General features: G+C 63.6%; 26 protein-coding genes. 14 read left to right on the top strand and 12 right to left on the bottom strand.

Translation table 11 applies throughout. The annotated features are described in order from the left end of the window. The first annotated feature begins 2 nt into the window (after positions 1-2). Both MESAU_RS09030 and MESAU_RS09025 read left to right on the top strand, forming a co-directional pair. Positions 3-311 carry a hypothetical protein gene (locus MESAU_RS09030; protein WP_015315742.1) on the top strand — a complete coding sequence of 103 codons (309 nt, stop codon included), beginning with the start codon at positions 3-5 and terminating at the stop codon, positions 309-311. Positions 312-437: 126 nt separating this feature from the next. Then, on the top strand, positions 438-914 hold the full coding sequence (locus tag MESAU_RS09025; protein ID WP_015315741.1) for an NUDIX hydrolase: 477 nt from the start codon (positions 438-440) through the stop codon (positions 912-914). Between the two features lie 3 nt (positions 915-917). Here MESAU_RS09025 and MESAU_RS09020 read toward each other — a convergent pair whose 3' ends face one another. The 5 genes from MESAU_RS09020 to MESAU_RS09000 form a co-directional block, all read right to left on the bottom strand. Further along, entirely contained in the window at positions 918-1,769 is an 852-nt protein-coding gene (locus MESAU_RS09020) for a citryl-CoA lyase (protein WP_015315740.1), read from the bottom strand. After that, on the bottom strand, positions 1,766-2,950 hold the full coding sequence (locus MESAU_RS09015) for a CaiB/BaiF CoA transferase family protein (protein ID WP_015315739.1): 1,185 nt from the start codon (positions 2,948-2,950) through the stop codon (positions 1,766-1,768). Before MESAU_RS09015 ends, MESAU_RS09020 begins: the two co-directional genes overlap by 4 nt. A gap of 15 nt (positions 2,951-2,965) precedes the next feature. Then, positions 2,966-4,489 (bottom strand): tripartite tricarboxylate transporter permease, encoded by a 1,524-nt coding sequence (locus tag MESAU_RS09010; RefSeq protein WP_015315738.1) that lies wholly within the window; start codon positions 4,487-4,489, stop codon positions 2,966-2,968. Positions 4,490-4,493: 4 nt separating this feature from the next. Next, positions 4,494-5,030 carry a tripartite tricarboxylate transporter TctB family protein gene (locus MESAU_RS09005; protein ID WP_015315737.1) on the bottom strand — a complete coding sequence of 179 codons (537 nt, stop codon included), beginning with the start codon at positions 5,028-5,030 and terminating at the stop codon, positions 4,494-4,496. 151 nt (positions 5,031-5,181) lie between these two features. After that, positions 5,182-6,159: a Bug family tripartite tricarboxylate transporter substrate binding protein gene (locus MESAU_RS09000; RefSeq protein WP_015315736.1), complete on the bottom strand. Its 978-nt coding sequence runs from the start codon at positions 6,157-6,159 to the stop codon at positions 5,182-5,184. Positions 6,160-6,343: 184 nt separating this feature from the next. Here MESAU_RS09000 and MESAU_RS08995 point away from each other — a divergent pair, with 184 nt between their 5' ends. Beyond that, a complete protein-coding gene (locus MESAU_RS08995) occupies positions 6,344-7,108 on the top strand; it encodes an IclR family transcriptional regulator (protein ID WP_015315735.1) in 765 nt (254 codons plus the stop codon). 183 nt (positions 7,109-7,291) lie between these two features. Here the strand turns inward: MESAU_RS08995 and MESAU_RS08990 are convergent, their stop codons facing one another. From MESAU_RS08990 to nth, 3 genes are all read right to left on the bottom strand, one after another. Further along, positions 7,292-7,825: a GNAT family N-acetyltransferase gene (locus tag MESAU_RS08990; protein WP_015315734.1), complete on the bottom strand. Its 534-nt coding sequence runs from the start codon at positions 7,823-7,825 to the stop codon at positions 7,292-7,294. A 110-nt stretch (positions 7,826-7,935) separates the two neighbouring features. Beyond that, entirely contained in the window at positions 7,936-8,040 is a 105-nt protein-coding gene (locus MESAU_RS29975) for a YdeI/OmpD-associated family protein (protein WP_245262998.1), read from the bottom strand. Between the two features lie 74 nt (positions 8,041-8,114). Continuing rightward, complete coding sequence (gene nth / locus MESAU_RS08980; protein WP_015315733.1) at positions 8,115-8,927, bottom strand: endonuclease III; 813 nt, start codon at positions 8,925-8,927, stop codon at positions 8,115-8,117. A gap of 22 nt (positions 8,928-8,949) precedes the next feature. Between nth and MESAU_RS08975 the strand changes: the two genes are divergently transcribed. The 9 genes from MESAU_RS08975 (at position 8,950) to MESAU_RS08935 (ending at position 15,723) form a co-directional block, all read left to right on the top strand. Then, positions 8,950-9,444: a DUF2244 domain-containing protein gene (locus MESAU_RS08975; RefSeq protein WP_015315732.1), complete on the top strand. Its 495-nt coding sequence runs from the start codon at positions 8,950-8,952 to the stop codon at positions 9,442-9,444. A 209-nt stretch (positions 9,445-9,653) separates the two neighbouring features. Beyond that, positions 9,654-10,532, top strand: a complete 879-nt coding sequence (locus tag MESAU_RS08970) for a methylated-DNA--[protein]-cysteine S-methyltransferase (protein WP_015315730.1) — start codon at positions 9,654-9,656, stop codon at positions 10,530-10,532. 222 nt (positions 10,533-10,754) lie between these two features. Beyond that, a complete protein-coding gene (locus MESAU_RS08965; protein ID WP_015315729.1) occupies positions 10,755-11,225 on the top strand; it encodes a hypothetical protein in 471 nt (156 codons plus the stop codon). A 20-nt stretch (positions 11,226-11,245) separates the two neighbouring features. Further along, complete coding sequence (locus MESAU_RS08960; RefSeq protein WP_015315728.1) at positions 11,246-11,638, top strand: hypothetical protein; 393 nt, start codon at positions 11,246-11,248, stop codon at positions 11,636-11,638. Further along, positions 11,605-12,123, top strand: a complete 519-nt coding sequence (locus tag MESAU_RS08955; protein ID WP_015315727.1) for a hypothetical protein — start codon at positions 11,605-11,607, stop codon at positions 12,121-12,123. The genes MESAU_RS08960 and MESAU_RS08955 overlap by 34 nt, the downstream gene beginning before the upstream one ends. Next, positions 12,098-12,580 carry a hypothetical protein gene (locus MESAU_RS08950; protein ID WP_015315726.1) on the top strand — a complete coding sequence of 161 codons (483 nt, stop codon included), beginning with the start codon at positions 12,098-12,100 and terminating at the stop codon, positions 12,578-12,580. Before MESAU_RS08955 ends, MESAU_RS08950 begins: the two co-directional genes overlap by 26 nt. An 86-nt stretch (positions 12,581-12,666) precedes the next feature. Further along, the gene (locus MESAU_RS08945) at positions 12,667-13,572 is read left to right on the top strand and encodes a ribokinase (RefSeq protein WP_015315725.1); all 906 of its coding nucleotides are present in this window, start codon (positions 12,667-12,669) and stop codon (positions 13,570-13,572) included. Position 13,573: 1 nt separating this feature from the next. After that, the gene (locus MESAU_RS08940) at positions 13,574-15,019 is read left to right on the top strand and encodes an amidase (protein ID WP_015315724.1); all 1,446 of its coding nucleotides are present in this window, start codon (positions 13,574-13,576) and stop codon (positions 15,017-15,019) included. Positions 15,020-15,108: 89 nt separating this feature from the next. Continuing rightward, positions 15,109-15,723 (top strand): LysE family translocator, encoded by a 615-nt coding sequence (locus MESAU_RS08935; RefSeq protein ID WP_015315723.1) that lies wholly within the window; start codon positions 15,109-15,111, stop codon positions 15,721-15,723. 280 nt (positions 15,724-16,003) lie between these two features. On the opposite strand, the gene MESAU_RS08930 is transcribed toward MESAU_RS08935, so the two are convergent. Continuing rightward, entirely contained in the window at positions 16,004-16,948 is a 945-nt protein-coding gene (locus tag MESAU_RS08930; protein WP_015315722.1) for a nucleoside hydrolase, read from the bottom strand. A 333-nt stretch (positions 16,949-17,281) separates the two neighbouring features. On the opposite strand from MESAU_RS08930, the gene MESAU_RS08925 reads away from it, so the two are divergent. Both MESAU_RS08925 and MESAU_RS08920 read left to right on the top strand, forming a co-directional pair. Next, entirely contained in the window at positions 17,282-17,707 is a 426-nt protein-coding gene (locus MESAU_RS08925) for an Hsp20 family protein (protein WP_013893014.1), read from the top strand. Positions 17,708-17,771: 64 nt separating this feature from the next. Then, a complete protein-coding gene (locus MESAU_RS08920; RefSeq protein WP_015315721.1) occupies positions 17,772-18,029 on the top strand; it encodes a BQ00720 family protein in 258 nt (85 codons plus the stop codon). A gap of 71 nt (positions 18,030-18,100) precedes the next feature. Here MESAU_RS08920 and ptsN read toward each other — a convergent pair whose 3' ends face one another. From ptsN to rpoN, 3 genes are all read right to left on the bottom strand, one after another. Beyond that, the gene (gene ptsN, locus MESAU_RS08915) at positions 18,101-18,565 is read right to left on the bottom strand and encodes a PTS IIA-like nitrogen regulatory protein PtsN (protein ID WP_015315720.1); all 465 of its coding nucleotides are present in this window, start codon (positions 18,563-18,565) and stop codon (positions 18,101-18,103) included. Between the two features lie 57 nt (positions 18,566-18,622). After that, positions 18,623-19,207 carry a ribosome hibernation-promoting factor, HPF/YfiA family gene (gene hpf, locus MESAU_RS08910; RefSeq protein WP_015315719.1) on the bottom strand — a complete coding sequence of 195 codons (585 nt, stop codon included), beginning with the start codon at positions 19,205-19,207 and terminating at the stop codon, positions 18,623-18,625. A 264-nt stretch (positions 19,208-19,471) separates the two neighbouring features. Continuing rightward, positions 19,472-20,995, bottom strand: a complete 1,524-nt coding sequence (gene rpoN / locus MESAU_RS08905) for an RNA polymerase factor sigma-54 (protein WP_015315718.1) — start codon at positions 20,993-20,995, stop codon at positions 19,472-19,474. Positions 20,996-21,168: the final 173 nt, after the last annotated feature.

Genomic DNA, 21,168 nt, shown 5'->3' with positions numbered 1-21,168 from the left:
GGATGTGTGCGCGTCGTTCATCGATGATATCAAGATTGGTGGTGCTGGCTGGAGCGGTTTGCGCCGGCTTTGCGATGCCCGCTTCCGCGCAGGTGCTCAATCCCACGGTCAGAAACAACACAGTCATCCAGCAGAACGATCTGCAGGCCTTGCAAAACCGGGTTCAGCGGCAGCAGTTTCAGCAGCAGCAACAGCAGTATCGTGCCCAGGATCGCATCATCGTCCAGCAACCGCCGCCGGTCGTGCCGCAGGTTAGGCCGAGCTGCCAGACGCAGATAATCGGCAACACCGCCGTGAGCACCTGCCGCTGACGAACGGCAGCTTCTTTTATTTAGCCGACTTACATGATAGGGCACTTCAGGTGCCCCTGCGGCAGTTTGGATTTTGCAAAGGCGTCGCAGCACGTTAAGGGGCATTGCAGCGACTGGATTATCGAGATGGCAGCCACCAAGAAGAAGGCCGTACGCCTGGCCAGTAAAGGCGAAAGGATCCGCCAGGTGGCGGCGATCCCCTTCCGGCTGAACGCGCATGGCGGCATCGAGGTGATGCTGGTCACATCGAGAACCACGAGACGCTTCATCGTGCCCAAGGGATGGCCGATGAAAGGCAAGAGCGGACGCAAGGCAGCCACCATCGAGGCACTGGAGGAAGCCGGCGTGCTCGGCAAGACGCTGAAGCAGCCGGCGGGCACCTATTCCTACTGGAAACGCTTGGCCAACCGCTTTGTCCGCGTCGACGTCGTCGTGTTTCTGCTGGAAGTGACGGAAGAGCTTGCCGATTGGCAGGAAGCCAAGCGGCGGCAGCGGGCCTGGCTGGCGCCGGCCGACGCCGCGATGCTCATCGACGAGCCCGATCTCTCGACGCTGGTGAACACCTTGAAGTTTCCCGGACCCGCGCCGCTCGAGCAGGCATAAGCCTCAATTGTCCGCGCCCTCATCTTCAGGAAGCGGCCGTGCCGGCGGGCCGCTATAGGCCCACAGCCATTCGCGCGGCAGCGGCCCCTTGTTGCGCTCGGACTGCTGAGATTGCTCCCAGGCATGCGCCAGGATGCCGACGGAACGCGACAGCACGAAGAGTCCGCGCGTCAGCGGCGGCGGAAAGCCGAGTTCGCCATAGATGACGGCGGTGGCGCCATCGATGTTGAGCGGGATTTTTTTGCCCTTGCGCCGCGCGACGTCGGCCTCGATCGCCTCGGCAATGTCGGCAAAGCGGCCGTTGACCACGCCACGCGCGGCAAAATCTCTGACCAGTTCCAGCAGGCGCGGCGCGCGCGGATCGACAGGATGGAAGCGATGGCCAAGCCCCGGCACATAGCCCTTCTCCTGCCCGAAGAGCCGGTCGAGACGTGTCGAAACCGCTTCGTTGAGGCCCGTGCCGCCATCGAGCGCCACGGCAATATCGCCATAGAAGGAAAGCGCCTGCTCGCCGGCGCCACCATGCACGTCGCCCAGCACGTTGATGGCCGAGGCCATGGCGCTGTTGATGCCGACGCCGCAGGTCGCCGCCATGCGGGCGATGGCGATCGACGGCGCCTGCGGCCCGTGGTCGACGGCCGCCCCCAAGGCAATGCCGAGCAGTGCCGCCTCGTCCTCGCTGGGCAATTCGCCACGCAGCATCAGCCAGATGACAGCCGGGAAGCTGACGCGGCCGATCAGGTCCTGGATCTCGTAGCCGCGCAGCCGGATCACACCGGGGCTCATCTCGATGATGCCGGTCTGCCACCATTCCTCGCCGCGCGCGCGGCCTGTTTTCTTCTCCACGCCGCTCATGTCAGGGCCTTTGCCTTGGCGCGCGGCGGCAGGCTGGCGAACACCTCGTCCATGTGCTCGCCCAGCACAGGCGGCGGCCGCGTCGGCAACGGTGCCGTACCGTCTACCATGAACCCGCCGCGCAGGACGGTCAGCGGCCCATCCATGCCAGCCACATCCTCGAAACGAGCCGTCACCTGGCGTTCGAGCACTTGTGGTTCGGTCAGCACTTGCGGGATCGTCAGTACCCGGCCCGCCGGCACGCCGGCTCGGTTGAGCGTCTCTTCCCAAATTGCCGCCGGATCGCTTGCCAGAGCATCCTCGATCTCGACCTTGAGCGCGGCACGGTTCTGCTTGCGGGTCTCGCGCTCGGCAAAGCGCGGGTCCGACGCCAGTTCCGGCCGTCCGATCAGCCGGCACAGCGTCACGAACTGCTCCTGCTTGTTGGCGGCGATGTTGATGAGCCCGTCGCCGGTGCGGAAGGCGCCGGAGGGAGCCGCCGTCATGTTCTCATTGCCCATCGGCTTGGGATCGACCCCTGCCGTCAGGTAATTGGAAACAGGCCAGCCAAGCGCGGAAAGCGTGCATTCGAGCATCGACACGTCGAGGAACGCGCCCTCGCCCGATGTCTTCTGCCTGACCAGCGCCGCGGCGATCGAGAACGCGCCGACCAAGCCTCCCAGCGTGTCGGCGACGGGATAGCCGACGCGCAGCGGCGCGGTTTCCGGCGTGCCGGTTATGCTCATGATCCCGGAAAGACCCTGGATGATCTGGTCATAGGCCGGGTTGTCGCGCATCGGCCCGCTCTGCCCGAAACCCGATATCGCGCAATAGACGAGGCCTGGGCGGACCACCCTCAGCATCTCGTAGTCAAGCCCGAGGCGTTTCATCACGCCGGGCCGAAAATTCTCCACCAGCGCATCGGCGCTGGCGACCAGGTCGAGGAAGCGCCCGCGATCCGTGTCCTTCTTGAGGTCGAGCATGACCGATCGTTTGCCGGCGTTCTGGGCCAGAAAGGATGCGCCCATGCCGGCATTGTTGAGCTTTGGAGAGCCGCCGAGCTGGCGCGCCAGATCGCCGCCTTGCGGCCCCTCGACCTTGATCACGTCGGCTCCCAGCAAGGCCAGCTGATAGGCACAGTACGGCCCGGCGAGCACATTGGTCAGGTCGAGGACGCGGATACCGGAAAGCAGGTCTGTCATATCTTTTCAGATCGCTCAGGCATCGCCCGGCACATGTTCGGGACCGCGCCGCCGCCGGTTTTCGATGAAGGCCCAGACATGCGGCCCGACCAGGCCGATGAAGGCGAGCGTCAGCAGGGTCAGCGACAACGGATGCTTGTAGAACACCGACCAGTCGCCGTTCGAGATGGTCATCGCCCGGCGGAACTGGGTTTCGGCGAGCGGTCCCAGGATCATGCCGATGATGACGGGCGCGGTCGGAAAATCGAACCGCCGCATCAGGAAGCCCGCGGCGCCCAGGAGATAGAGGATGACGAGATCGATCGGCGACTGCGAGATGCCATAGGTGCCGACAGTGGCGAACACCAGGATCCCGGCATAAAGCTGCGGCGCGGGAATTTTCAGCAGCCGCACCCACAGACCGATCAGCGGCAGGTTGAGGATGACCAGGATGACATTGGCGATGAACAGGCTGGCGATCAGCCCCCAGACGAGATCGGCCTGTGTCGTCAACAGCAGCGGTCCGGGGTTGATGCCGTAGCTCTGGAAGGCCGAGAGCATGATCGCCGCCGTCGCCGAGGTCGGCAGCCCAAGCGTCAGCATCGGCACCAGCACGCCGGCGGCGGACGCGTTGTTGGCGGCTTCCGGCCCTGCAACGCCTTCGATGGCGCCGACCGTACCGAACTCCTGCTTGTGCTTCGACAGTTTCTTTTCGATGGCATAGGACAGGAAGGTCGGGATCTCGGCGCCGCCGGCCGGCATGGCGCCGATTGGGAAGCCGATCGCCGCTCCCCGCAGCCAGGCCTTCCACGAACGCCCCCATTCGGCCGCCGTCATGTAGAGCGAGCCTTTCAGCGGCACGATCTCGTCTTTGCCGGCATAGCGGCGCGAGGCCATGTAGAGCGTCTCGCCAACCGCGAACAGGCCGACGGCGGCGATGATGACGTCGACGCCGTCGAGCAACTCGGTCATGCCGAAGGTGAAGCGCGGCTGGCCCGTCTGCAGATCGACGCCGATCATCCCGATTACGAAGCCGGCAAACAGGCTGGTCAAGCCTCGCACCGACGACGACCCAAGCACCGCCGAAACCGTGATGAATGCCAGCACCATCAGCGAGAAATACTCCGCCGGGCCGAAGGCCAGCGCGAACTTGACCACGACCGGGGCCAGGAAGGCGACGCCGAGCGTGCCGAGTGTGCCGGCGACGAACGAGCCGATCGCCGAGGTGGCGAGTGCTGCGCCGCCGCGGCCGGAGCGGGCCATCTTGTTGCCTTCCAGCGCCGTCACGATGGTTGCGCTCTCGCCGGGCGTGTTGAGAAGGATCGACGTCGTCGAGCCGCCATACATGGCGCCGTAATAGATACCGGCGAACAGGATGAAGGACGCCTCCGGCGCCACCTGATAGGTGATCGGCAAGAGCAGCGCGATGGTCAGTGCTGGCCCAAGGCCAGGCAGCACGCCGATGGCGGTGCCAAGCGTCGTCCCGAGCAGGCACCACAAAAGATTGGTCGGGCTGAAAGCGACCGCGAAACCGTGTGCGAGATGGCCGAGCGTATCCATGGCGTCAGCCTCCCAGCGTGCTGGTGAACGCGTCGATCACCATGTTCAGCTGGTTCTCGACGACACCAGCGCCGATGTTGACGCCGAGCGCCTTGGCAAAGCCGAAATAAGCAGCCAGCGCCAGCACCAGGCCGGTGAGCACATCGCGCAGCGTATGCCTGCTGCCGAAGCCGTAGCAGACGAGAACGAACATGATGACCGACGCGGCGGTGAAACCGAGCGGCTGGATGAGCACAAGATTGGCCAGCAGACCGATGACGACGAAGCCCATCGCCTTCCAGTCGGTCGGCGTTTCCTTTTCCTCCTCCGGCTGCCAGCCGCCGCGAAGCGCGGCGAGGATGAGCAGCAGGGAAAGCACAATCAGGCCGACCATGGTCAGATAGGGAAAGACGGTCGGACCAACCTTGGAATAGAGCGGCGAGACCGGGATCGCCAGCGTCTGCCAGGCCACGGCCCCGGCGCAGGCCAGGAGGCCGACGCCGATCAACAATTCCGGTACGGCAAGTCGCGGCGGCACTGCCTGCTGGTCGGTGGTGCTCATGAATGTCCTCCCCGCTATGGATGGCTACGATCAGGTGGCCAAAACAGCCGCCTCCAGCAGCCGGCTTCGTCGTACCTTCACGCTGCATGGCCGCATGCGATCGATGCGTCGAGAAAAGGAGGAGGCGGCACGAGCCGCCCCCTTGGGGAAATCAGGCGAGACCGAGATCCTTGAGGATGGCCTCGATGCGAGCCGAATCCTCAGTGACGAATTTGGCATAGTCGTCGCCGGTGAGCAGGATGGACGTCCAGTTGCGGTTCTTGCATTCGGTCGCCCATGCATCGCTCTTGGCCATGGCTTCGACCAGCGTGATCATGGCCGCCTTGTCGGCGTCGGAAATGCCGGGCGGCGCGAAGACGCCGCGCCAGTTGAACAGTTCCACATCGATACCGGCTTCCTTGAGCGTCGGCGCGTCGATGCCGTCCTGGCGCTTGTCGGCCGAAATGGCGAGCAACCTGAGCGCGCCCGCCTTGACTTGCTCGGAGAACTCGCCGAAGCCGGAAATGCCGGCCGCCACCTGGTTGCCGAGCAATGCCGACAGAGCTTCGCCGCCGCCCGCGAACGGTACATAGGAGAGGCTGGGAGCCGGAACGCCGACCGTCTTGGCGATCAGGCCGAACAGGATGTGGTCGGACCCACCGGCCGAGCCGCCCGCGACAGGAACCTTCGTCGGATCGGCCTTGAGTGCCGCGACGAAATCGGCGGCCGTCTTGAACGGCGAGTCCGCCGGCACCACCAGCGCCTCGAACTCCCCGGTGAGACGGGCGATGGGCGTGACTTGGGTCAGGTTGTTGGCCGCCTTGTTGGCGATGATGGCGCCCACCATGACCATGCCCGCGACCATGAGCGCATTGCCTTTGCCGCTCCACTGATTGATGAACTGCGGCAGCCCTACCGTTCCGCCGGCACCACCGACATTGGTGATCTGCGAGCCGGAGATGAGCTTCTCGCCGCGCAGCACCTGATCCATCGTGCGCGCCGTCTGGTCCCAGCCGCCGCCGGGCGCCGCCGGCACGAAGATCTGGACTTGAGGCGCACCTTCGGCGAAGGCGGGTGAGAAATGCGATGCCACCAGCCCGGCCGCGCCAGCCGCCGCCGTACTCATCAAAAATCTGCGTCTGTTCAGCATGGGATTCCTCCAGATCACGACACCTCCTCCGGTGCCTGCCAAAACGCGCCTGTTCACAGACCCGTGATCAAGTTCAAGCAGATTTTACCTTGTTCCGTCAACAGGAACGACATTCTGCTGGACAGAACGGTCCGGTGGCGCGACAGAGTTGTTCCGCTCGGGCTTCACCGAATTGGGAACCGCAATGGACTTACCAGGCAACTCGGCTGATGCGGAAATCCGGCGTACCTCCGTCGAAGGTGTTGCGGCACTCGACCGGGCGATCGCCATCCTCGATGCCTTCAGCACGGCCGACCGCTCGCTAAGTCTTGCTGAAATCGCGATGCGCACCGGTCTTTACAAAAGCACGATCCTGCGGCTCGCCAATTCGCTGTTGCGCGGGCAACTGCTCGAGCGCCTGGACGATGGGCGCTATCGCGTCGGACCCGCCGCCTTTCGGCTGGGCGCGCTTTACCAGCGTTCGGTGGTGGCGGTGGACATCCTGTTGCCGATCATGCGCGCTCTCTCCGAACGAAGTTGGGAGAGTGTTGCCTTCTACGTCCGCTCGGGAGACGTGCGCACCTGTCTTTACCGGGTCGAATCCAAGCATCCGATCCGCTACACGATACGCGAAGGCGACGTATTGCCTCTGCTGGCCGGTTCGGGCGGGCGCGTGCTGGCGGCGTTTTCGGGACAGCAGGGCGAACCCTACGAAACCATCCGCAAAACGTGCAATTGTCTCGCTGTGGGTGACCGCGACCCCGAAACGGCAGGCGTCTCGGCGCCGGTTTTCGGGCCGGGACACGCGCTGCTTGGCGCCTTGACGCTGGCTGGTCCAAGCACGCGCGTCGACGCTGCGTTCCTTGAGCGCATGAAGCGCCCGCTGCTCGAGGCGGCGGCCCGCGCCACTCGCGCCTTCGGCGAGGATGCCTCCATGCTGGAGCAGGCGAGCCTCGCGACGGAGGCTTAGCCCTAGCTCCGCGGTTATGGCGTCGGAAAGGCCTCCAACTTCCGCTCGCCGCCCCTGTAAGGAAGCTGCGCGCCCAAGGCCGGTTGCGGCAGGTCAAGGTGTGCAGCGGTTTTCCGTCCGGATTGCGCGTTTGTAGCGCCTGGCCGGGTGATTGTCGGCGCCCTCGCCTCGCCTGACACCCCCTCAGGGCAGCCGCTCCAGCAGCATGGTCGGCGCATCATGGTAGAGGGTCTGCGTCAGCTCGATATAGCCGCACTTCCTGGCGACGTTCAGCGAAGCCGTATTTTCGGGATCGATGATGCAGACGGTTCTGGCACGGCCGAACGTCTCGTCGCCCCAGCCATGCACGCGGCTGACGATCTCCGTGGCAAGACCGGCGCCGTGCGCGGCCGGGGCGAGCGCCCACCCCGCCTCGGGGATGCCTTCGATCGACGGCTCCATGTCGCGCTTCAGATCGTGGAACCCGGCCTCACCGATGAAACGGCCGGTCGCTTTCTCCTCGATGGCCCAGAAGCCGTAGCCAAGCAGCGACCACAGGCCGGCATGGCGCAGGAAGCGCATCCAGCTTTCCTCACGCGTGCGCGGCTTGCCGCCGATGAAGCGCGTGACGACGGGGTCGGCCCACATGGCGATATAGGCGTCGAAATCCTTCAGTTGGTGCGCCCTTAGAATGGTTCGCTCGGTCTCGATGACCGGAACACCGTGCGGATTTTTCATGACGATATGCCTCGCTGATCTTCAGCGCTTAGCAAATCGCTGGTGCGGTGCAAGGGCCAGGGCGATACGCGCCATCATCCAGGGAAGGCCTAAGTAATCGAAGCAGAACTTCAGCCGTGCCAGACCATATTCATGTAGACACCGCCTCGCTGCAACTCGTCCAGCATCTGGTCGAGCCGCTTTCGCCTGGTGTCCGGACGCTTGGCGCGGCCGATCCAGCCCAGATAGTCGTTCTTCTGATAGTCCGGCCGAGCCTGATCCCGGTGTTCGCGGCGGCGATGGCGCGCGGCTACGGCGCCTGATCGTCGGCGGCGACAGTTTCAAGCGGGGCGATCGGCACCAAGGGCGCCGGAATGCTGGTCGTCTTCACCTCTGCCTTGCAAATATCGGCGATGACGCAGGCCGGGCAATCCGGCTTGCGCGCCTTGCAGACATAGCGGCCGTGCAGGATCAGCCAGTGATGCGCATGGCGCATATATTCGTCCGGGATGATCTTCAACAACCCCTGCTCGACCTGTTCCGGCGTCTTGCCGGGCGCCAGGCCAAGCCGGTTGCCGATGCGCAAGATATGCGTGTCGACCGCCATCGTATGCTGGCCGAAGGCCATGTTGAGCACGACATTGGCGGTCTTGCGCCCGACACCGGGCAACTTGACCAGTTCATCGCGGTCATCCGGCACCTCGCCGCCATGGTCGCGGATCAGCGCCTGCGATAGGGCGATGACGTTCTTGGCCTTGTTGCGCCAGAGACCGATGGTCCTGATATGGTCGCCGACCTTGGTTTCACCGAGCGCCAGCATCTTTTGCGGCGTGTCCGCAACCTTGAACAGAGCCCGCGTTGCCTTGTTGACACCGGCATCGGTCGCTTGCGCCGAAAGCACCACCGCCACCAGCAGCGTGAAGGCATTGACGTGTTCGAGTTCGCCCCTCGGCTCCGGCCGCTGCACCGAAAAACGCCGGAAAATCTCATGCACTTCAGCCGGGCTGTAGCGGGACGAGCGCCGCGCCGGCCGAGGGCGCGCCTTGGCATTGGAGCCATCACGGCGTCCGGCCGGCAGCTCTTTTTCGGGCATGGAAGACTCATTGGACTTGGGACGCGCCATTTCCCTCCTATAATAGTCTGTCATGAGTGACACAAACGCCTCGTTTCAGGCTGACGAGCCCTTCTTTCACGCGTTGCTGACCCCGCACCGGTCGCTGGGCAGGACGGGCTTCCTGATCCTGATGGGCGCACTGATGGTCGGCTGGCTGGTGACGGGTGCGTTTTTCCTGTCGCGCGGTGCCTGGCCGGTGTTCGGCTTCTTCGGCCTCGACGTGGTGGCCGTCTACATCGCCTTCCGCGTCAATTACCGGGCTGCACGCGCCCGCGAGGAAGTGTCGGTCTCGCGCACCAGCCTCGACATTCGCAAGACGGCCCCCTCGGGAAGGTCGGAAGCGCATCGCTTTAATCCGTTCTGGGTACGGTTTTCGATCGCCCGGCACGCCGAGATCGGCATCATCAGAATGACCGTGGAGGCACAAGGCCAGAACGTGCCGATCGGCGGCTTCCTCGACCCCGATTCGCGCGAGAGCTTCGCCACCGCCTTCTCGCGCGCGCTGGCGACCGCCAAGGCGCGCTAAAAGCAATTCCAGGGAATTTCCGGGAAAGCCTTGCCGTAGAGTGTCATGAGCAAGGTCTCTTTTGCCCCTGTCAGATGGACTTTTTCGCCAGCCATCAGCGGCTCCCTGGCTCGAATCCCGAGTCTATCTGGGCAAGTGCTGCAAGAAGGCAGGTTTCGGGTGGCGATCGGCGCCCCGAGGGGCGATATTCCAGCCCAAGGAGACAGTCCATGAGCACACACACGGCAGTCCTCAAGAAGGACATCACGCCTGAGGGCAGCGACTACGAAATCGTACGCCGCGCCATCGAAAAGATCAGTCTCGACTATCGCGACCAGCCATCGCTGGAAGAACTGGCCGAGGAGGTCGGCGAGACGCCGACCGGCTTGCAAAAACTCTTCACCCGCTGGGCCGGCCTGTCGCCCAAGGCCTTCCTGCAGGCGGTGACGCTGGACCATGCGCGCAGGCTGCTCGATTCCGGCATGCCTCTGCTCGAAACCTCCTTCGAACTGGGCATGTCCGGCCCCGGCCGGCTGCACGACCTGTTCGTCACCCATGAGGCTATGTCACCGGGCGACTACAAGACGCGCGGCGCTGGCCTCACCATCCGCTACGGCTATCACACCTCCCCGTTCGGCACTGCCTTGATCATGGCCACCGACCGCGGGCTTGCCGGCCTCGCCTTCTGCGACGGGGGCGAGGAACGCACCGCTTTTGCCGACATGTCCGGCCGCTGGCCGAACGCGCTCTATATCGAGGACAGGGAAGCGACAGGGCCCTATGCCGCGCGCATCTTCGAGCCGACGCTGTGGCGCGCCGATCAGCCGCTTCATGTCGTCATGATCGGGACCGACTTCCAGGTCCGCGTCTGGGAGGCGCTGCTCCAGATTCCGATGGGCAAGGCCCGTACCTATTCCTCGATCGCGGCCAGCATCGGTGCGCCGAGCGCCAGCCGCGCGGTCGGCGCCGCCAACGGCGCCAACCCGCTCTCCTTCGTGGTGCCTTGCCACCGCGCCATCGGCAAATCAGGCGATCTCACCGGCTATCACTGGGGCCTGACCCGCAAGCGCGCCATCCTCGGTTGGGAGGCGGGGCAGATTTCGTCGTGAAATGTCGATTTTTGCTTTCTGCCACAGAAAATATATGAGTATTTGGAAATACGCAGTATTATTGCGCTTGATTTTGGAACTTCTGGATACAACCGTGGACAACCGCCGGTTTCTTCACGAGCGTTATTTCGATATCGTATTTAAGTTTACGCTAAATTAACCACGATAAAGCGATGATGACCCATATTAATTCGGGCGATCCGACTTAATAGGAGAATCTCGATGAAGTTGTTCCGCACCGTGTTTGGTGCAGCCTTGCTGGTCACGTGCCTGGACCACGCGGCGATGGCCACAACGCAGAATGTCATCTTCAATGGCACGGTCACCGCGACCTGTACGCTTGTCGTCGGCACCAACGGCACCATGACGGTGAGCGCCGACCTTCAGTCGCTGAGCTCCCACAACAGCGGCGGTTCGGCTGGAACAGTCACGCTCACCACCACCGGAGGTGTTTCACTTAGCGTAGATCCGGTGACCCTCACCACCGTGCCCGCCGCCGACAGCACCGCCACCACCTGGACACCGACCTATTCGGCCAGCGGCGCCCACACGACCGCTGAAACGGGGGCCGCCACCGCCCTCGCTGTCCCCGGCGCCGACCTTGTCTCGGTCCATCTCGCTGGCACCAAGGGCGGCAGCAACCGCTTCGCCACCGGAAACTATCAGGCAACGGTAACACTGCGTTGCGAATAGCCGTCGCGAAGGAGGGGTCCTTGAAACATGCACGAATCCTGGCGGCGGCGCTGGCCGTCGGCCTGCCGGCCCTTGCCGCCAACGCCCAGTCGATGTCGCCGATGCGGGGTGAGGTCAACAGTTTCACCGACGCCTTCGCGGTCCGCGTGTTTCCCGCCAATCCCTACGGCCAGAAGATCAAGGTCGAAATCCACGTTTACGATCAGAATTTTCAGCCAGTGGATGCCAAGATCTCTCCGAGCGTTTTCCAACTGGGCTCGCAGGCTTCCCGTCCTGTCCTTGTGGTCGTGCCCTTCGGCGGCGCTGCCGAGCGTAAAGTGCGTATCTGTACCGAGAGCATCCCCTTTCCCAATCAACAGACGCAGATAAGGGCACAGATATGCGGAAAGTTTTTTGGGCACCGCAAGTCCTGACAGTCGCGTTTGCGGCAACCTGGGCAGGGATCTCGCCGGTTCTGGCCGAGGATGTCTACAACCTCAATCAGAATGAGAGCGGCTTCAACTTGCCCGGCGTGACCTTGCCCCAAGGGCAGGATGAGGTCCACGCTTCCGACGGAACCACCTGCCGGTCCGCCGTATCGGGCACCGGTGCCTATCTCGACCTGGGCGTCATCAGAGGCAACAATCAGGCGAACAACGACGTCGCCACCTACGGCCGCGTGGTGATTCCGATCGGGCGTACGCCGAAGCGCGTCGATTGCAGCCGCCTCTACGAGCTTGAGGTCGAGCGCCTGCAGCTGGAGCTGAAGCTCCTCAAGATGGGCCTGGGCGGTGACGGGCCGACCGCGAGCGTGGCCGCCAGCGCTCCCACGCCCGTGGCCGCGTCACCCGGATGGGCCAACGAAGGCTGGAGCATCAGGACCGGAAGCGGCGATGGAAAGAAAAAGAAGAAGAAATAGCCGCGCGCTGCTCGCGATGGCCGCTCTCGCCGGCTGCTGCCTTCCGGCGCAGGCCGCGATCATCGGCACCTGCACCATCATGGTCGGGGCATCGGGCACGATGACCGCCAATCCGGCTATCGGCATACTGGGCTCCAAGCAGGCAGGCGGATCAAGCGCCAGCGCCACCGTGGTGGCAAGTTCCCTGCTGTGCTCGCTGCTCAACTTGCTGGACTGCTATTCGGTTTCAGCGCCGGCGCCTGCCGCATTCTCTTCCGCGCCGAGCGGCGGCGGCACCAACGTGACCTTCGCCTCGGTCTTCCGCCTCGATGGCTCGGGGGTCGACAACAATGGGGGCGTGCCGCAAAGGGTCGCCAATGGCACCCACGCCATGCAGATCGACCTCACCGCCACCAAGTCGAGCGGTATCTTTCCCGCCGGCAACTATCAGGGCATCGTCACTGTGCTTTGTGAATGAGGCGGCAAATCACGCTGGACCATTCGCGTGGTCTGGCATCGAACGGCTTGGCAGGATAGCTTCCGCGCATCAGCAGGAGGCACTTCTTGATTATCGTAGTCGGTTCGATCAACCTCGACCTTATCGCCAATGTCGACCGCTTGCCGAGCCCCGGTGAGACGGTGAGCGGTTCCAGCTTCACGACGGCCCCCGGCGGCAAGGGCGCCAACCAGGCACTCGCCGCCGCGCGTGCCGGCGCTCAGGTGCGCATGGTCGGCGCCGTTGGCAAGGACAATTTCGCCCCCGAGGCACTGGCTTTGCTGCGCGAGGCCAAGGTCGACCTGTCGGGCGTGGGAGAGACCTTTGCCTCGACCGGCACGGCGCTGATCATGGTCGGCGATGACGGCGAAAACATCATCGCCGTGGTGCCCGGCGCCAACGCTTCCGTGGTGCCCGGCGACCTCTCCAAGGCTTTTCTGACAAAGGGCGACGTCGTGCTGCTGCAGCACGAGATTCCGCTCGCGACGGTCGATGCGGCCCTCGACCAGGCAAGGGTGGCCGGCGCGATCACTGTCCTCAACACGGCCCCTTTCCATGGCGGGGCAGCCGCCTTCCTCGGCAAGGCCGACTATGCGGTCGCGAACGAAACCGAATTCGACCTCTATGGCGAAGCCCTTGCCCTGAAAGGCCGCGATCGTGCAGCGCGCATGCGCGACTATGCCAGCAAGACTGGACGCATCATCGTCGTCACGCTCGGCGGCGACGGCGTGATGGCGGCAACGCCAGGCGAATTCCTGACCCTCCCTGCTTTGCAGATCACGCCGGTCGACACGGTCGGGGCCGGCGACACTTTCTGCGGCTATTTCGCCGCCGGCCTGTCGTCGGGCCTCACGCTCGAACAGGCATTGGCGCGTGCCGGCGCCGCCGGCTCGCTGGCTTGCCTTAAGCCCGGCGCCCAACCGGCGATCCCACTGGCCAAGGATGTCGACCAGGCGCTGCAAGAGGCCGGTTGAAATGATGCGTCCCCGCACGAAGCATGCCGTACCGGCGGCCAGCGACATCTGCCGCCTGTCGGCTGTCGAACTTGCAGACGCGATCCGCCGAAAGAAGCTCTCCGTGCGCGAGGTGGTGACGGCGTTCCTCGATCGCATCGATGCGGTCAACCCGCTGGTCAACGCCATCGTCTCGTTGCGCGACCGTGCCGACATACTGCGCGAGGCCGATGCCGCCGATATCAGCCGGACCGATGGCACCGGCGCGCTCTTTGGCCTACCCATCGCCATCAAGGACCTTGCCTCGACCACCGGCCTCAGGACCTCGTTCGGCTCGCCGATCTTCGCCGATTTCGTGCCGCGGGAAGACGATTTCTTCGTCGAACGCATCCGCGACGCCGGCGCCATCATCATCGGCAAGACCAACGTTCCCGAATTCGGGCTCGGCTCCAACACCTACAACAATGTTTTCGGGCCGACGCTGAACGCTTTCGATCCGGCGCTGACCGCGGGCGGCTCAAGCGGCGGAGCGGCGGTGGCGCTGGCGCTGGACATGGTGCCCGTCGCCGATGGCAGCGACTTCGGCGGCTCGCTGCGCAACCCGGCGGCCTGGAACAATGTCTACGGTTTCCGGCCGTCACAGGGGCTCGTGCCCAGCGGTCCCGACTTCGAGGTCTTCCACGCGCAGATGGGCGTCGAGGGGCCGATGGGCCGCAACGTCGCCGACATGGCGCTCTTGCTCGACGTGCAGGCCGGCTACCATCCGCAGGCGCCTCTCTCCTATGAGAAGCAAGGCTCCTTCCTCGAAGGCCTGGCGACGGCGGCGACCGGTGGCCGTATCGCCTGGCTCGGCGATCTCGACGGCCATCTGCCGATCGAGCCCGGCATCCTCGACTTATGCGAGGCAGCACTCGCACGGTTCACGGATGTATCTTTCCTGACCGAGCCCTTGCGACCGGATTTCGATTTCGAGGCACTCTGGCAGGCCTTCGTGACGCTGCGCCAGGCCAGCAGCGGCTGCGCTCTGAAAGTACACTATGACGACCCCGCCAGGCGTGGCCTGCTGAAGCCGGAAGCCGTATGGGAAGTGGAAAACGCGATGCGGCTGACGGCGCCGCAGATACGCGCGGCCTCGGTCGTCCGAACCTCCTGGTACCGCACGCTGCTGTCGATCTTCGACCGCTTCGACCTCATCGCGCTGCCGACCGCGCAGGTCTTTCCGTTCGATGTCGGCACCCATTGGCCGCGCGAGGTCGGGGGGCGGGCAATGGACAGCTATCATCGCTGGATGCAGGTTTCGGCCTTCGCCACCCTGGGCGGTTGCCCGGCGGTCAATGTTCCCGTCGGCTTCGACGACAGGGGCCGGCCGATGGGCATGCAGCTGGTCGGCAAGCCACGCGGCGACCTCGCCGTGCTGAAGGCCGCGGCTGCCTATGAGACGACGCTGCCTTGGCCCGCCGGAGCCTGAGCCAGACCGGCGCGCCAGCTTGCGTTGTCTTCGCCGCCATGCATTGATTGTCGCCTGACAGGCCGCGATAGCGGCATGCGAGGAAAATCATGTCGCTGGAACTCTACGCCGCCTATGTTCTTGCCTGCATCGTGATCATCCTGGTGCCTGGGCCGACGGTGACCCTGATCATCGCCAACAGCATCCGCCACGGCTCCCGCGCCGGCCTCGCCAACGTCGTCGGCACGCAAGCCGGCCTTGCAGTCATGATCGCCATCGTCGGCATCGGCCTCAACACGCTGATTTCGGGCATGGGCCACTGGTTCGAGTGGGTCAGGCTGATCGGCGCGGCCTACCTGATCTGGATGGGCGTGCAGATGTTCCGCTCGAAGGGCACGCTGAACGCCGACGGAACCGCCCGCAAACCACGCGGCGGCTTCTTCCTGCAGGGCTTGGCCGTGGCGCTGAGCAATCCAAAGACGCTGATCTTCTTCGGCGCCTTCTTTCCGCAGTTCATCTCTCCCGCCGGCAACTACCCACTGCAGATCGTCATCATGGGCCTGACCGCCATGATCTTCGCCGCCATGTCGGACTCGACCTATGCGCTCGCCGCCGGCCGCGCCGGGCGCATGCTGTCGGCCAGCCGCATCAAGCTCCTGTCGCGGATCAGCGGCAGCTTCATGGTCGGCGGCGGCCTGTGGCTGGCGTTTTCGAAGGCAAAGTAACGGCGAAAGCGCCTTCTCCATAAATTTTTGCGGAGACATATTGAAGAATTGTACGCTGCTGCACAACTCTTCACTATGCGCAAATCAAACGTTTCCTTTCGGGATCGCTTGCTTATTTGGCAATACGAGTACAGCGACGCAGTGATCGGCACCACTTTCTTTTGGCTCACTCGTTCCTATTGAACGTCAACACCACAAGCGCGGCGTCGACACCTATCGATTGCTCAATGGGTGACAACGCGCGCCGGTGACACCGCGCGCTTGTCGGCGATTCCAAACGTCAGTTAAGCCGCCCCAGCCTTTCCACCAGCAGCGCGAAAAACCCATCATGGTCGATGTCGCGCATCACCATGGCGTTCTTTTCCCTGGAGGTGACCCCCCACCAGTCGACCACGGTCATGCCCATGGTCAGTTCGGAGGCGGTTTCCACGGTGACGTTGCAATGGCGGCCTTTGAACAGGTCGGGCTTCAGGAGATAGGCGATGACGCAGGGGTCGTGCAGCGGCCCTCCATCCGTGCCGTATTTGCCTTCGTCATAGCGCTCGAAGAATTCCAACATCTCGGCGGCGGCGATGCCGACCTTGGTGCCGAGCTTGCGGAACGCCTCGATGCGCTTGGACGTGGTCAGCGCCTTGTGGGTGACATCGAGCGGCATCATCACGATCGGGATGCCGGACCGGAAGACGACGTCGGCGGCATGCGGATCGACATAGATGTTGAATTCGGCCGTGGGCGTGACGTTGCCGCCCTCGAAGAAGCCACCGCCCATCAGCACGATTTCCTTGATGCGCGGCGCAATCCGGGGCTCTCGGATCAGCGCCAGCGCAACATTGGTGAGCGGTCCGAGCGGGCAGAGCGTGATGGTGCCGCTCTCTTCCTTCATCAGCGTCTCGACGATGAAATCGACGGCATACTGGTCCTGCAGCTTCATTGTCGGTTCGGGCAAATCCGGTCCGTTCAAGCCGGTCTTGCCATGGACCTCCTCGGCCGTGACCAGTTCGCGCGCCAACGGACGGATGGCGCCGGCGTAGACCTTGATTTCGGGCCGGCCGGCCAGTTCGCAGATCTTGCGGGCGTTCTTTTCGGTGAGCTTCAGCGGCACGTTGCCGGCGACGGCCGATATGCCGGCGATCTCCAGTTCAGGACTGCCAAGCGCCAGCAGAATGGCGATGGCGTCGTCCTGGCCGGGATCGGTGTCGATGATGATCTTGCGTGGTTGGGGCATTTCAATTCCTTGTTTGGCTGGCCATCAGCTCACCGGGCCGGTCCTGCGCCCGAAAGACGCCAACCGGCTGCAAAGCTGCTGAACCGCTTGACGGGGGACGGTTCCGGCCTGCGCGCTTCTCCTTGCATCCGCGCGTCGATTCAAGCGCCATGTCGATTATTCCTGTGAGTCCACGATGATCCTGGGCTATTTCCGTGGGTCCGCGACATGGTCTCCTTGGGCGGGTCTTTTGGTGGCTTGAACTTGGTCGCGGGGCGGACCATATCAAGACCATCGGGAAAAATGCCATTTGGGTTTTTCCAGTTTATGTCGCTCTTGAGAGGACAGTGTAACATGAGCCGAATGACGCCTTTCTCCAGCCCGCTTCTCCTGGGTTTCGACGCCATGGAAAAGACCCTGGAGCGTCTGGCGAAGTCCGGTGACAGCTACCCTCCCTACAACATCGAGCGCCTGAGCGGTGCCGACGGCAAGGCCGAAAGGCTGCGCATTACACTCGCCGTCGCCGGGTTCGCCGAAAGCGATCTCGATGTGACAACGGAGGAAAACCAGTTGGTCGTGCGCGGTCGCCAGACCGACGATACCGAGCGCGAATTCCTTCATCGCGGCATTGCCGCACGCCAGTTCCAGCGCTGCTTCGTGCTGGCCGACGGCATGCGTGTGATCGCGGCGGAGCTGAAGAACGGCCTTTTGTCGATCGACCTTGATCGGCCGGAGTCGGAACGGCTGGTACGGAAAATAAACATATCGGTGAAAGACTGATCTTCACCGATGGCTCTCATGCGGGATGGCCTTGAGCGGCGTCCTCGCGCCAAGGAGGCTTGAAATGACCAGAACTGACGAAACCATCACCATGACCAGCGGCGAATTCGCCCATCTCGGCGAAGGCTCTGTCGCCTATCTGCGCAAGGTCTCGAGCGACGAACTGCTCGGCCGCTTCCCCAACATCGGTGAAATCGCGCCCGGCATGGAGCTGTGGGCCCTGTTTGGGGCCAATGGCCAGCCGATCCTGCTTTCCGACGCGCGTGACCGCGCGCTGGCCGGCGCCATGGAAAACGACCTGACCACCGTCGCCATTCATTAAAGACAATTGGTTGGCTGAACTGAAAAGGGCCGCTCATGGCGGCCCTTGGAGCAATATTTAAAAAGATGGCTTCAGGCCGCGTGCGAGGCCTGCGTATCCGACAAAAGCGCATGGATCGCCGCGGCGTCGCGCGTGCCCCTGACCTTGGCCACGGTGTCGGCGTCGCGCAGCACGCGCGCAATGCGGGACAGTGCCTTGAGATGATCGGCACCCGCCCCTTCGGGCGCCAGCAGCAGGAACACCAGATCGACCGGCTGGTCATCCAGTGATTCGAAATCGACCGGCGTCTCCAGCCGGGCGAAAACGCCGGCGATGCGCTTCACGCCCGCGAGCTTGCCGTGCGGGATGGCGATGCCGTTGCCGACGCCGGTCGAGCCCAGGCGCTCGCGCTGCAGGATGGTGTCGAACACCTCCCGTTCCGGAATGCCCGAAATCGTTGCTGCCCGCTCGGACAGCAATTGCAGTAGCTGCTTCTTGGAGTTCGCCTTCAACGCCGGCAAAATCGCCGGAACGCTGATAAGATCGCTCAGATCCATGCTTGAAAATCCTTGTTCGCCTGCCGCGCCAGTCCCCACCCCTCGTGCGGCTGGCTTTTATCCCTGTGCGACTTTGGTCGTGGACGGATCGATCCAGCCGATGTTTCCGTCGGGCCGGCGATAGACGATGTTGAGATGGTCGGTTCCGGCATTGCGGAAAACAAGCACGGGACTGTCCTTGGTATCGAGTTCGATGACCGCCGAGGCCACCGACATGGTCTTCAGCGTCATGGTCGATTCGGCGACGATGGCCGGTGCGAAATCCTCCGGGATTTCCTCATCGTCATCGGCAAGCGGTGCCATCACCGTGTAAGCGATGTCGGTCAACTCGCCATTGCCATTGCCTGAATTGTGCGATTTCAGACGGCGCTTGTATCGCCGAAGCCGGGTCTCCAGCCGATCGGCCGCGGCCTCGAAGGCGAGTGTCGGGTCCTGGGCATCGCCGGTGGCCTGCAGCGAGGCGCCGGAATCCAGCCGGATCATGCAATCCGCGGAATAGCGCGAGCCCGATTTGATGACGGTGACATGCCCCGCGAAGCCGCGATCGAAATATTTGCCGATCGCTTCACCGACACGATCGTTGATGCGTGTACGGAACGCATCGCCGATATCCATGTGCTTTCCCGAAATGCGCAGATTCATCTGAAAACTGACCTTCCTTGCTCAGGCTTCAAACTGGCCCGAGTTTATACTCGTGATCCGTGCGCACAAGCTTTGCGGCGTCACTCGCGCCGATTTAAATCCGAACTTTCCGGTTGATCACAAGCCGCCTTCTTGACCGTCCCGGGTCATTGTCGTGACGGACCATCCGCTAGCGGGCATCAAGCCCGTCTCATGCGGGCGGGCTTCTAGCCACTTCACCGTGGCTTGTCAATGAAACTTGAAAGCTGTGGAAATCGTGAACGCCTAGCGGCCGGCGCTGGCGAGCGCCCGTTTCTCGCGCCGGCGCTGTACCGAGGAGGGAATATTCATGCCCTCCCGGTACTTGGCGACCGTGCGCCGGGCGATATCGACGCCGCTTTCCCTGAGCATGTCGACAATAGCATCGTCCGACAGCACATCGACGGGCTTCTCCTCGTCGATCATTTGCTTGATGCGATCACGCACCGCTTCCGAGGAATGCGCATCGCCACCACCCGATGCCGCGATCGAGGCCGTGAAGAAATAGCGCAGCTCGAACACGCCGCGCGGGGTGAGCATGTATTTGTTGGCGGTCACCCGGCTGACCGTCGATTCGTGCATGCCGATGGCGTCTGCCACCGTGCGCAGGTTGAGTGGCTTCAGCTGGCGCACGCCATGGACCAGGAAGGCGTCCTGCTGGCGCACGATTTCCGAGGCCACTTTGAGGATCGTCTTGGCCCGCTGGTCGAGGCTCCGTGTCAGCCAGTTGGCGTTCTGCAGGCACTCGGCCAGGAAATCCTTTTCCGCCTGGTTCTTCGCGTGCGGCGACACCTGGGCGAAATAGATGTGGTCGACGAGCACGCGCGGCAGCGTTTCGGCATTGAGTTCGACGGTCCAGCTGCCGTCATTGGCCGCCCGCACCTCGACATCGGCGACGATCGCATCGCTGGCGCCGCCAGAAAACGCCATGCCCGGCCGCGGATCGAGCGCCCGGATTTCGGCCAGCATGTCCAGCAAATCCTCCTCGTCGACGCCGCAGAGCCGCTTCAGCGTCTGGAAATCGCGGCGCGCCAGCAGTTCGAGATTGGCGACCAGGGCCTTCATGGCCGGATCGAGACGGTCACGCACGGCAAGCTGCAGCGAAAGGCATTCCGCGAGGTCGCGGGCAAACAGGCCGGCCGGCTCGAAGGTCTGGCACACCGCCAGCACCTTGCCCACCGCCACCTCGTCGGTGCCAAGCCGCGTGGCGATCTCCGCCAGATCGGCCCTGACATAGCCGGTTTCGTCCAGCCCATCGGCAAGTTCTCCGGCGATCAGCCGCGCGACGGGATCGATGAAGGCGAGCGCGACTTGCTCGCCGACATGGTCGCGCAGCGTGATCCCGCTCGCAGCCATGTCGCCGGCGTCGAGCCCCTCGGACGAGGAGCCTCCACTGCCCGAAGCCGATTTCCATTGCGCCGTCAGGTCGGGGCCCAACCGCTCGCTGGTGCCGGGATCGTCGGGAAACAGGTTTTCCAGCGACGTATCGAGCTTTTCCGAGATGGCCTCGGCACTCCATCCCGCCTCGTTCTCGAACCAGTCGCCATCGGCGGACGCTTGCGGCTCTACGTCGAGCTTCTGCGCCTGGTCGCTCGCGGCATCATCCTGCGGCTCGGCGCGCTCCAGAAGCGGGTTGCGCTCGATCTCCTCGTCGATGAAATGCTCTAACTCGGTATGGGTGAACTGCAGCAGCCGAATCGACTGCATCAGCTGCGGCGTCATCACCAGCGACTGCGACTGTCGGAGCTGTAGTTTGGCCGCCAATGCCATGGTTCGGTTTCAAACGCCTCCTCTACGCGTCCCCAACTTCCGGAAATCAATTTCACGGCCGGCCATAGAAACTGGCCCGGCTTTTGCTTGTCAAGGCAAAGCCTAGCAAAACCCGCTTACCGGAGCGTTATCCCGGAGCAAAATCGCGGAAAACAGGTCGCCGGCGCGCAAAA

Source organism: Mesorhizobium australicum WSM2073 (assembly GCF_000230995.2).
GTDB classification, from domain to species: domain Bacteria; phylum Pseudomonadota; class Alphaproteobacteria; order Rhizobiales; family Rhizobiaceae; genus Mesorhizobium; species Mesorhizobium australicum.
This window is presented reverse-complemented; position numbering and strand designations above follow the sequence as displayed.